Below are 12267 nucleotides of genomic sequence, written 5' to 3'. Positions count from 1 at the left end.
TTAAAACAAAAAGCCTCGGTCTAGACCAAGGCTTTTTGTTTTATTAATTCAGCCTCGAAAAGAACTTCAAAATGCTTTAGCAGTTTTTCCTTTACCTCATCCACATCAACCTTGAGTTTTCCCAGTTCAACGTTTAAAGAGGTCACGGCTTTATCCTTAATGCCACAAGGTATCATCATATCAAAATAACCCAAATCAGCATTAATGTTTAAAGCAAAACCATGCATGGTCACCCACCGGGAAGCACGCACGCCCATGGCGCATATCTTACGGGCAAAGGGCGTTCCCACATCCAACCAAACACCCGTTTCTCCTTTGGAGCGTTCGGCTTTTAGTCCATATTCAGCCAAAGTTAAAATGACCATTTCCTCCAATAAACGAAGGTATTTGTGTATGTCCGTAAAAAAATTTTCCAGGTCCAGAATAGGATAGCCCACAATCTGTCCCGGGCCATGATAGGTAATATCCCCTCCCCTATTTATTTTATAAAATTTAGCTCCCTTGGCATCCAGCTCTTTCTCATCCACTAACAGATTTTGAATATCCCCACTTTTGCCCAAGGTATATACGTGAGGGTGTTCCACAAAAATAAAATGGTTGGGGGTTTCAAGAGCAAGTTCCTCTCTCCTATTCCTTATTTTTATATCGAGCGTTTGTTGAAAAAGAAATTCTTGATAGTCCCATGTATCCTTATAATCCTTTTGTCCCAGATCCTGTAAAATCACCTTCTTGTTCATGGTGCAAAGATACGAAAAGGGCTTATCCTATTTTTCTAACTCTACTTCAATCTTAATGGACTCTGGGTCTTTTAGCATGTCCAGAAAATTAACTTCATAAATCATGGTTTTTCCATCCATGGAAAAAGTGGCTTTTTCAACATTGGTAGATTTCACTCTTTTAGGAAAGTGATATTTAAACGTATAGGTAGAACCGCCCAAAAACATTTCCGCACTCTGCAAACTATCCAAACTTTTTTTGAACAGTTCCATATCCTTAATTTCCGTTTCACGGACAAACTTATTCCCGTTAAAGCTATAGGATACTTGGGTAGCTCCGTCACTCGATTTCTTGGGCATGCTCGCGTCACCTGCAGAGGGTCCAATGGTACTGGCATTTTGAAAGGCGTTAAAAGCGTCGTTTACATCGGAAACATTCTTAAAGTCAGAGAACATATCAAAATTCATAACACCATTGGGCTCGTCCACAACCATATGTATGCTGAATGGCTCCAATTTTTTTAGCTTTTCCTGTTCCTCTATGGGAAGTTGGGCAATACTGTCTTTCTTTTCTCTAAGAAAATCCTTAAACACCAAGGTGGAATCTATGACCTCCTTGGTCGATAGACTGTCCGACGCAGGAATCATCTGCAGCATTTCACTGCCATCAAAGCCGATATTCATTTTACCGGATCCATCTTTATTGAGGTGAATTTCCTCCGTAAAATTACATGCGATGAAAAATACCGTAAGGAATATAGCGAAAAATACCTTTTTAAATCCCATTTCGTTTTTTGTTTAGTTTGGATTGTTCAAGATAACCAAAGCAGCGATAACCCCGGGCACCCATCCACAAAAAGTTAAAAGTAATACAATTAGAAAAGATCCACACCCTTTTCCTATTACGGCCAAAGGGGGAAATAAAATAGCCAATAAGACACGTATTAAACTCATTTTGATTTTTGATTTTGATTGATGTACTTATTAGTTGCTAAATTACCTGATTTGTTACAGAATCCTTTATTTTTAACGATAAAGAGAACCATCTTGAAACAATTTATAACATCCATATGTTTTCTTTTTTCCTCCTTGGCCGGTTTTGGGCAATACAATTTCAGTGGCCATATTTCAGATTCTATTGCAGGAAAAACGGTATATCTTTCCGTTATCGAGGATTATAGAAAAATATCCAGAACCTATTTGGAGCAAATTCTAAAAAAAACGGTTACGGACTCCACTGGTTACTTTGAGTTTGAAGGCGACAATCTACTGGAAGAAAACAGGATGTATAAAATACATATCGATGATTGCTCCGAAACCGTAAATGAAAATCATTTCTTTGGCAATTGTGTCAATACAAAAAGTATTTTATTCATTGCCAATGCCAAGGACACCATATATTTCCCTACTACTTTTAACAACGAAATATTTTGTGATTTGACGTCTACCAATAGCGCGTCTGCGGATATTTTAAAAATTGATGGACTTTTCAATGAAATGGCCTTTGATTTTGCAAGTTTTAGGAGCGATGCCAACGAGCGGTTGAACTTCAAAAAATGGTTCAATAAATTACAGGATTATGGCAAAACCCTAAATGAGCCATTATCCGAATTGTATATCTATCAATTTCTTTCGGATAGAAAGAACGAATCGTACGAGTACTTTACAAAGGACCTTCAAGACAATGATTATTATTTAGAACTACAAAAGAGATTAAGTAAAGTATATCCTTCAGCTTCTTTTACCAAACAATTTGAGGCAGAAATTGAAGCCTTTTCCCTTTTAGGAAACCCTCAAAATAAAAACCGCTTTTCATGGATTATCCTTTTGGGCGCCCTGCTCTTAATTTCCCTTATTTTCAATATGTATCTATGGCAATCAAAACGCCTACTGGTCAATAATAAAGAAAGAAGTTTGTTCGAGGCGCTATCGCAACAGGAAGAGAAAATTGTAAGCCTTATCAACCAAGGTTTGTCCAACAAGGAGATTGCATCCACACTATTTATTTCAGTAAGTACCGTAAAAAGCCATATCAATAACATTTATAAAAAGTTGAATGTCCATTCCCGAGATCAACTAAAAGGGCTTTAATCCTATAGATTTAATTTTTCCACCCAGGGTCTAGTCCCTTTTTCCAACCTCAAATCTCCTATTTACAATCACGTTTTCTTCAGTTTTGGTTTTCATTTTTAAAAATATACATCATGAAAACCTTAGTGACCTTTATCATGCTTTTATGCTCTTCAAGCTTACTCGTTGCCCAATCCCTTAACAAGGAAATAGTTCTCAACAACAATCAAAAAATACTTGTAGGTAAATTTAATAAAGCCGGGTTGACCCAATCCACAAACCATCCTTGGTTTCAGAAAAATTATGATGATTATACTTTAGACACAAATACGATATCCAAATTTTCCAAAAAACTATCAACCTATCACATCAAACTTTTTATGGGAACTTGGTGTGGAGATAGTAGGAGGGAAGTTCCCAGGTTTCTTAAAATTCTGGAACATGCTAAATTTCCCATGGAAAAACTGCAGATGGTTGCGGTTGATGTTAGAAAGGACCATTATAAAAAAAGTCCGACCGGAGAGGAATGGGGGTTACAAATCTTGAGGGTACCTACAATAATATTTTACAAAAATGGAAGAGAGGTAAACCGTATCATAGAGACTCCAAATAAAACTTTAGAAGAGGATATTTTGGCCATTATCCAAGGTAATTCCTATGTTCCCAACAAGGCGACCTCACTACATTTCGACTGAATATGACAAACCGTAATCGAAATATTTCGTATCTAGGGTATGAAAATACAAATTACGGATATGAACACTTTTAAGATCATCATACTCATTCTATTACTTTTTAATTGTACTGCAAATGAGAATGAACTGCTACCAGATACCTCTGAAGAAAAAAATTTACAAGAGAAAAACGGTTTCAATTATTTGGCCTTGGGTGATAGTTATACCGTTGGAGAAAGTGTTCCGGCAGAACAAAGTTTTCCCATTCAACTTTCTAACAGGTTGAAAAGCGAATTAAATATCAATATTGAAACAAAAATTATAGCTAGAACCGGATGGAGAACCGATGACCTTCAAAATGGCATTGCGAATACAAGAATAGACAAACCTCAAGATTTGGTCACCCTATTAATTGGTGTCAATAATCAATATCAGAACAAACCTTTTGGGCAATATGAAAAGGAATTTCCAGAACTATTGCGGACCGCCCTAGGTTTTGTGGATGGTGATACTGCAAAGGTGTGGGTCATCTCCATTCCAAATTATGCCCACACTCCCTTTGGCCAAACAAGCGATGTGGATAAAATATCAACAGAAATTGATAAGTACAATGAATTTGCCCAATCCATTGCTAGCGATTTCAATATAAGCTTTGTTGACATAACCGATATAACCCGAGAAGGTTTGGACCAGCCGGAATTGGTTGCACCGGATGGCCTTCATCCTTCTGGACAGGCGTATGGAAAATTTGTGGAACGTATCCTTCCTTTTGTACTTGAACGATTTAAAGATTAAGGCATTCTTGCCTATATTTGCGGCTTTAAATCAGACATCATGCAGTTATCGGAACAAGAGATAATACGAAGAGAGAAGTTGACGAAATTAAGGGAGTTGGGCATCAACCCATATCCTGCTGAACTGTATCCCGTAGATACCACATCCAAAGGCATTAAAAAGGGATATGAGGAAGGTAAAAAGGTCACCTTGGCCGGTAGATTGATGTCCCGTAGAATACAGGGAAAAGCATCCTTTGCCGAAATTCAGGATAGTGAAGGGCGCATACAGGTCTATTTCAATCGAGACGAAATTTGCCCCGGAGAGAATAAGACCCAATACAACGAGATTTACAAAAAATTACTGGATATTGGTGATATCATTGGTGTGGAAGGCGAATTGTTCACCACACAAGTAGGTGAAAAGACGGTTATGGTCAAGAATTTTAAAATGCTCAGCAAGGCATTACGACCATTACCCCTCCCAAAACAAGATGCCGAAGGCAAGGTGTATGATGAATTCAATGACCCCGAATTGCGCTATCGCCAGCGTTATGTGGATTTAGTGGTAAACCCAAAAGTGAAGGAAACGTTTATAAAAAGAACAAAAATCACCAACAGTATTCGTGAATTCTATAACAGCCGAGGTTACCTAGAGGTTGAAACCCCTATTTTACAGCCTATACCCGGAGGTGCAGCTGCAAGACCATTTTTAACCCATCACAACGCCTTGAATATTCCTTTGTACTTGCGCATCGCGAACGAACTTTACCTAAAACGCTTGATCGTTGGTGGTTTTGATGGTGTGTATGAATTCTCCAAGGATTTTAGGAATGAGGGTATGGACCGTACCCATAATCCGGAGTTTACTGTAATGGAGCTTTACGTGGCCTATAAGGACTATAATTGGATGATGGACACTACAGAGCAACTATTGGAAAAAGTGGCCATGGATGCCAACGGAACTACCAAACTCAAAGTAGGAAACAATGAAATAGAATTTAAGGCACCCTATGCCCGCGTTCCTATTTTGGAGGCCATTAAAATCCATACGGGAATCGATGTTTCGGGCATGGATGAGGAAGAGCTTCGCGACACTGCCAAAAAACTGGGCCTTGAAGTGGACGACACCATGGGCGTTGGTAAATTGATCGATGAAATTTTCGGGGAAAAATGTGAGCATCATTATATACAGCCAACCTTTATCACTGATTACCCAAAGGAAATGAGCCCATTGACAAAAGAACATAGGAACAATCCAAAACTTACAGAACGTTTTGAGCTTATGGTAAACGGAAAGGAACTGGCCAATGCCTATTCTGAGCTTAACGACCCAATAGATCAGCGTGAACGTTTTGAAGAACAATTGAAACTTTCTGAAAAGGGTGATGACGAAGCTATGTTCATTGATCAAGACTTTCTACGTGCCCTTGAATATGGTATGCCCCCTACCTCCGGTATAGGTATAGGTATTGACCGATTGGTCATGTTAATGACCAATAATTCATCTATCCAAGAAGTACTTTTCTTCCCTCAGATGAGACCGGAGAAGAAACCCGTTCAGCTCACCGAAAACGAAAAGGTTATATTCGATATCCTTAAAAAGGAAAAAAGTATGTTGCTGGATGCCCTAAAATCCCAAACCGGATTAAGCAACAAGGCTTGGGACAAAGGAATAAAGGGTTTAACAAGTCAAAAGTTGGCCAAAGTCCAAAAGGAAAATGATGAACTTTTGGTCGCTCTGGCAGAGTAGCGCCTTTTCCTATTTAGTAGGAAAAAGCGTCTTAGATCATATCTGATTTTTTTCGAGCATTCAAAAAAAATTAAATGTTCGTTCAAAAAATAGTAGCTTAGAGCCACATTGATACCAACCCATGGGACTAAGCAAAAAATGGGGACTTTTTTTAGGTCCCCTTCTTTTTCTTGTACTGATAAGCCTACCAAGTACTTTGATATCCGAACAAGCGGATGCAGTCATCGCCGTTGCACTTTGGATGATTGTTTGGTGGATTACGGAGGCGGTTTCCATATCGGTCACCGCTTTATTACCCCTATTACTTTTTCCAATTCTCAAGATTATCCCCATGGAGGATGTTGGCGCAAACTACGGGAGTCCCATAGTTTTTCTATTCTTCGGTGGGTTCGTCATGGCCTTAGCCCTAGAAAAGGTCAATCTACATAAACGTATAGCCCTAACCATTATAAAAATTACTGGCACAACGCCCAATAAGGTCATCCTTGGCTTTATGATTGCTACGGCCTCTTTGAGCATGTGGATCAGTAATACGGCCAGTACCGTGGTGATGCTGCCCATTGCCATGTCCGTAATTCAGCTTTTGATCCATGATGCGGACGGATTTACAAAAAGCGACCGTAATTTTGCGCTGAGCGTAATGTTGGGCATTGCTTTTTCTGCAAATGCCGGGGGCATTGCCACTGTAATTGGCACTCCGCCCAATTCCGTTTTGATCGGTTTGTTGGAAAATGAATATAACATTGAGATTTCCTTCTTAAAATGGATGGTCGTAGGATTGCCTTTTTCCATTATAATGCTGGCCTGTTGTTATTTGGTGCTGGTCAAATTTTTATTTCCCAATGGGGCCTTAAAGTTTAATGCGTCAAGAACCATTATAGACGGCGAACTCAAAAAGTTAGGTCCAACTTCGGGGAAGGAAAAAATGGTCTTGACAATTTTTGGAATTACCGTTTTTCTATGGGTTTTTAGAACGGTGCTAAACTCTATTTTTCCATTTTTGGGATTGTCCGATGCTATGATCAGTATGTTTGCCGCGATTGCCTTATTTGCCGTTCCCTTTAACCTAAAAAAGGGCGACTTTATACTTGAATGGAAAGACACTCAAAAATTGGCTTGGGGTATCCTGGTATTATTTGGAGGTGGTTTGGCACTTGCACAAGGAATGTCGGTTACGGGTATTGTAGATTTGGTGGCCGGAGTTATTGCGGAAAGTGATATTAGTGTACTGTTTACAGCAGCGCTTTTGATTTTCCTAATGCTTTTTATGACCGAGTTGATGAGCAATGTTGCCTTGGTCGCTGTTTTAGCTCCCGTGGTCGCAGGGATTGCCATTGGTCTTGGGCTGCCAATAGTTTATTTGCTTATCCCTATTACCATGGCCAGTAGTTGTGCCTTTATGCTCCCTATGGCCACTCCGCCTAATGCCATTGTATTTGCCAGTGGTTATATAAAAGTGCATGAGATGGCCAAAGCCGGATTTTTATTAAATGTAATTGCAGTTCTTCTGTTGATAGGTTTGTTTCAGTTTATTCTTCCTTTTTTGTTTTAGCCAAAAGATAAAGCCCCTGCTTATGCAAAGGCTTTATACTTAACTAATTCAGAAATTATAAAATGATATTCCCTACTCTATAGACGTCTTAAAAATTAAAATGTTACATTTTAGGCTTATGATTTCATTAACAAGCCTTTAAATTAATTTTTCGGTTCTTTGAAAAATTGACCAAATTCCAAGATATAAATGACAAAAAAATTACTGTTTCCGCTACTTGCGGCGGTTTGTATGTTGAGCTTTCAAACCACTGAAGCTCAAATTTTCAAGAAGAAAAAAAAGAAGACAGAAAGTCCATCAGAAAAAACAAGTAAGGATAAAATAAAGCCTTACGACAAGGTAATTACCAAGGAGGCAAAAACGGATACCGGACTCTTTGATGTTCATGTTGTAGACGATAAGCATTACTATGAAATTCCTGATTCCCTTTTTAATAGGGAAATGCTAATGGTAAGCCGAATTTCCAAAACCGCTTCGAACATTGGCTTTGGCGGAGGAAAAATAAATACTCAAGTACTGCGATGGGAAAAGAAAGACAAAAAGGTGTTGTTACGGGTCGTATCCCATGATGTGGTTGCTGCCGATTCCCTGCCAGTGCATGAAGCTGTCGTGAATTCAAATTTTGAACCCGTTCTTTATGCTTTTGATATCCAAGCTTTTAAAAAGGACTCCCTTAATCCTGCAACGGTTATCGAAGTTGATGACATCTTTACCAAGGACACTAAAGCTTTTGGTATGCCGGAATCCTACAGGAAAAGGTATAAGGTTTCGCGATTGGACGATAGTCGAAGCTTTATAGAAAACATTAGAAGTTACCCCTTAAATGTGGAGGCAAGACATGTAAAAACCTATTTAGCCGGCAATCCTCCTAGCAATGGCAGCCTTGGTTCTATCTCCATTGAAATAAACAATTCCATGGTCTTGCTACCGAAGGAACCTATGAAGCGTAGGTATTTTGATCGGCGCGTGGGCTGGTTTGCAAGAGGCCAAGTAGATTATGGTCTGGATGCTCAAGAGAGTAAAACCGTAACTTTTTTGGACCGCTGGAGATTGGAAGTCAAGGACGAAGATTTGGAAAAGTTCAAAAACGGCGAATTGGTAGAACCTAAAAAACAAATTGTCTATTATGTAGACCGGGCAACTCCAAAGCAATGGGTTCCCTTTATAAAAAAAGGTATTGAAGATTGGCAGGTAGCTTTTGAGGAAGCTGGCTTCAAAAATGCCATTATAGCCAAGGACCCACCTACGCCGGAGGAAGACCCGGATTGGTCCCCCGAGGACGTACGGTATTCGGTAGTAAGATATCTGGCCTCCCCTATTCCCAACGCCAATGGTCCGCATGTGAGCGACCCGAGAAGCGGTGAAATATTGGAATCCGATATCAATTGGTATCACAACGTTATGAGCCTTTTGAGAAATTGGTACTTTGTCCAAACGGCCGCTATTAATCCGTCTGCCCAAGATGTGAAGTTTGATGAAGATGTCATGGGAAGGTTAATTCGTTTTGTATCCTCGCACGAGGTAGGGCATACTTTGGGCTTGCCGCACAATATGGGAAGTAGTGTTGCCTATCCGGTAGATTCCTTGCGTTCGGCCAGTTTTACTAAAAAGTACGGTACGGCACCCTCAATCATGGATTATGCTCGTTTCAACTATGTAGCCCAGCCCGGTGATGATGGTGTTGCCCTTATGCCGAATATTGGAATTTATGACAAGTATGCCATTAAATGGGGGTACAAACCTATTTTGGATACCGAAGCCAAGGAAGAGAAACCCATTTTGGACGAATGGATTTTAGAACATGCAGGTGACCCCATGTATCGCTTTGGTCACCAACAAGTAGGTGACATCGTTGACCCTAGTTCCCAAACCGAGGATTTAGGGGATAACGCCATAAAGGCCAGTGCATACGGTATTGCCAACCTTAAACGTATTGTTCCCAAACTCATGGAATGGACCCAAGAAGATGGTAAAAATTATGACGATTTGGAAACATTGTACGGACAGGTAATTGCCCAGTACAATCGATATATGGGACACGTGTCCAACAACATTGGTGGGGTCTACGAACACCATAAGACCTATGACCAAGAAGGGGCGGTTTATACCCATGTAGATGCCGAGCATCAAGAAAATTGTATGAAATTTTTGCAGGAGCAACTTTTTCAGACTCCGGAGTGGTTATTGGATCAGGACATTTTTGGCAAAATTCAATACTCGGGATTTGTGGAACGTATCCGTGCCATTCAAGAACGCACCTTAAACAATATTTTGAGCTTAGGCAAAATGGCCCGCTTGGTAGAAAATGAAGCCGCGAACGGCAACGATGCCTATACCTTGGTGGAAATGATGGACGATTTAAGAGAAGGAATCTGGTCCGAACTTTCAACAGGTAAAAAGATAGATACCTATAGAAGGAACTTGCAAAAAGCCTACATAGACCGTTTGGCCTATTTAATGACCGCAGAAAACCAGAAAAAGTTGCCGGATTTTGGCGGGTATAGAAAGTCTACTGCGGTAAACACCAGCCAATCGGATATACGTTCAGTAGCCCGGGCAGAATTGAATATTTTGAAACGAAATATAAGAAATGCCATTGGCGGTGTTTCAGATAGAATGAGCAGGTATCATTTGCAGGATATAGAAGAGCGAATTGACCACATTTTAAACCCGGAATAAAACTTGTTTTTTTTGCTTATATCGATGAAATGCAAACTTAATCCGTCCAAATTTAGGATTTCACAACAAACAAACACTATTTAACATCAAAAAAAGGCCTTTACACAACAATATGTATTTTCCTACGTTTCTATTTTATAGTTTAGTTATATAATTAAAAACCCCCAAATCATGAACAATAAACTCAAAAGCCTAATTTACCTAAGTTGTTTTATCATAGCCGCCGTCTTCTACCATTTTCAGATTAGCGAGCAATCCAATCATACGCTTCCTAGTAATGAAGAAATGGCCAAAGCGGATATCGTTGTTGAACCTTTTACTGCAGATATCACGAACGAAGCTGTACAATAACATACCTAACAATATTTTTATACAAAAAGCGCAACTATAATAGTTGCGCTTTTTGTATGTCCCAATCGTAGGGTTGAAGTTAAAGTCCTCTTAAAAGCTTCCCTAAGGTTAAACCTTTCCCGTCCAAACATGTCCTATTTACAAAACCCATAAAATTCGAAATGATGAGAAAGTTAATATTGGCCGCTCTTTTCCTAAGTGGAATAACGGCAATGGCGCAGGACCATAACAGAAAGGAAGGAAGAGGGCATATTGCAGATTTTACTCCAGAACAAATGGCCACCTTACAGACCAAAAGAATGACTTTGGCCTTGGACCTTACATCGGATCAGCAGTCCAAAATCCAAGATATGTTTACCAAAAACGCTGCCGAAAGAAAAGCTAAAATGGAAGCCCACAAAGCCAGAAAAGAAAAAGGGGAAACACTAACGGACGACGAAAAGTTCGAACTAGAGAACAATCGATTGGACAAAGCGATTGCCCTTAAGGAAGAGATGAAATCCATTTTAAATGACCAACAATATGATAAATGGGCAAAAATGGGTGAAAAAAAAGGAAACCATAAAAGGGGAAATTACCGCAAAATCAGAACGAAAAAGAAATAGGTTGTTTAGTTGATTGATTGTTAGGAAAAGACCCTGTCCATTAAAGCGGGGTCTTTTTTTGTCTATTTACAAATAGTTGTACATTTTTAAAGTAGAATTGATTTGTATAAATTAAGTAAACCAAAAAAATATTGGAATTTTAATTACTCCTCCTAAATATGTAATTGTACACATATTCAATAGATGATTTCCAAAACACCAACTGCATACTTTTGTTGCAATACTCCCGCAGTCAACGTACTAAAAGCAAGTAGACATCATCTTCGCACTCCGTCAAATCGAGCGAGCAAGATTCATAAACTCCACTATCAAAAAAACTACAACCTAATACTGCTGTAACGGCTTTCTTACATGACGGGGCGTTGTAGCCAAAATTGACGCAACCCAAGGGAAATATTACATCTATAAAACAAAGTGCAAAAAAAATGAAAAGCAAATTTCTCATTATTGCTCTGTTACTAATTAGCTGTATAATTTCTTCTTGCTCATCTGAGGATGATGATTTCAATTATCAAAATGATTTTGAAGAGAGCCAGAAAATATGGCTTGACTTTAAAGAATCATCAAATAATTCTTATAAATATGTTGTATCAGAAGGTTCTGGTTTTACAACCTATGGCTGGGAAACAACCGTAACAGTATCAAATGGAATAATAATTAAAAGGGATTTTAAATACACAGCGGGGGCAGAAGGTTTCGTTCCAGAAGATCAACTAGAGTGGACTGAGAATCAAAATGAAATAAATAGCCCAGAACACGAACATACAAGTGCTTTTCCGGCACTGACACTAGATACTATATACACCAAGGCAAAACAGGAATGGCTGATAAAAAAAGAAAATACCGATGTTTTTTTTGAAAGTGAAAACGATGGGATGATTTCCACTTGCGGTTATGTAATGAACAATTGTCTTGATGATTGTTTTGTTGGTGTACATATTAAAAATATCAAAGTATTATGAAAATTAAGGATTTAAATTATACAAATCATTGATACCGGTATCAGAGACATTCGGACTTTAAAAAAACGTTGTAAATAACTAGCGTTCGTGTGGTCGGTACGACCCAGCATGAACGTCGTGTTGACTGAACCG

12 protein-coding genes are annotated in these 12267 nt (G+C 39.0%); 9 read left to right on the top strand and 3 right to left on the bottom strand.

The genetic code is table 11. From position 1 onward, the window contains the following. Positions 1-20: 20 nt before the first annotated feature. The 3 genes from lipB to CJ263_RS12740 are packed head-to-tail and all read right to left on the bottom strand — an operon-like array spanning position 21 to position 1670. Positions 21-737, bottom strand: a complete 717-nt coding sequence (lipB, locus tag CJ263_RS12750) for a lipoyl(octanoyl) transferase LipB (protein WP_094997625.1) — start codon at positions 735-737, stop codon at positions 21-23. Between the two features lie 27 nt (positions 738-764). Further along, a complete protein-coding gene (locus CJ263_RS12745; protein ID WP_094997624.1) occupies positions 765-1502 on the bottom strand; it encodes a hypothetical protein in 738 nt (245 codons plus the stop codon). Positions 1503-1514: 12 nt separating this feature from the next. Further along, positions 1515-1670, bottom strand: a complete 156-nt coding sequence (locus CJ263_RS12740; protein ID WP_010518549.1) for a YqaE/Pmp3 family membrane protein — start codon at positions 1668-1670, stop codon at positions 1515-1517. Positions 1671-1763: 93 nt separating this feature from the next. Here CJ263_RS12740 and CJ263_RS21125 point away from each other — a divergent pair, with 93 nt between their 5' ends. The 9 genes from CJ263_RS21125 (at position 1764) to CJ263_RS12695 (ending at position 12135) form a co-directional block, all read left to right on the top strand. Continuing rightward, positions 1764-2807, top strand: a complete 1044-nt coding sequence (locus CJ263_RS21125; protein ID WP_199768147.1) for a response regulator transcription factor — start codon at positions 1764-1766, stop codon at positions 2805-2807. 113 nt (positions 2808-2920) lie between these two features. Beyond that, a complete protein-coding gene (locus tag CJ263_RS12730) occupies positions 2921-3481 on the top strand; it encodes a thioredoxin family protein (protein ID WP_094997623.1) in 561 nt (186 codons plus the stop codon). Between the two features lie 39 nt (positions 3482-3520). Continuing rightward, positions 3521-4255: an SGNH/GDSL hydrolase family protein gene (locus CJ263_RS12725; RefSeq protein WP_229702357.1), complete on the top strand. Its 735-nt coding sequence runs from the start codon at positions 3521-3523 to the stop codon at positions 4253-4255. A 39-nt stretch (positions 4256-4294) separates the two neighbouring features. Next, positions 4295-5986 (top strand): lysine--tRNA ligase, encoded by a 1692-nt coding sequence (lysS, locus tag CJ263_RS12720; RefSeq protein WP_094997622.1) that lies wholly within the window; start codon positions 4295-4297, stop codon positions 5984-5986. 121 nt (positions 5987-6107) lie between these two features. After that, complete coding sequence (locus CJ263_RS12715) at positions 6108-7538, top strand: SLC13 family permease (RefSeq protein WP_094997621.1); 1431 nt, start codon at positions 6108-6110, stop codon at positions 7536-7538. 189 nt (positions 7539-7727) lie between these two features. After that, positions 7728-10217, top strand: a complete 2490-nt coding sequence (locus CJ263_RS12710) for a zinc-dependent metalloprotease (RefSeq protein ID WP_094997620.1) — start codon at positions 7728-7730, stop codon at positions 10215-10217. A 171-nt stretch (positions 10218-10388) separates the two neighbouring features. After that, on the top strand, positions 10389-10568 hold the full coding sequence (locus CJ263_RS12705; RefSeq protein ID WP_094997619.1) for a hypothetical protein: 180 nt from the start codon (positions 10389-10391) through the stop codon (positions 10566-10568). Positions 10569-10732: 164 nt separating this feature from the next. Continuing rightward, the gene (locus CJ263_RS12700) at positions 10733-11173 is read left to right on the top strand and encodes a Spy/CpxP family protein refolding chaperone (protein ID WP_094997618.1); all 441 of its coding nucleotides are present in this window, start codon (positions 10733-10735) and stop codon (positions 11171-11173) included. A gap of 425 nt (positions 11174-11598) precedes the next feature. Continuing rightward, positions 11599-12135 carry a hypothetical protein gene (locus tag CJ263_RS12695; RefSeq protein WP_094999239.1) on the top strand — a complete coding sequence of 179 codons (537 nt, stop codon included), beginning with the start codon at positions 11599-11601 and terminating at the stop codon, positions 12133-12135. The last annotated feature ends 132 nt before the right edge of the window (positions 12136-12267 follow it).

The organism is Maribacter cobaltidurans (genome assembly GCF_002269385.1).
In the GTDB taxonomy this organism is placed as follows: domain Bacteria; phylum Bacteroidota; class Bacteroidia; order Flavobacteriales; family Flavobacteriaceae; genus Maribacter; species Maribacter cobaltidurans.
This window is presented reverse-complemented; position numbering and strand designations above follow the sequence as displayed.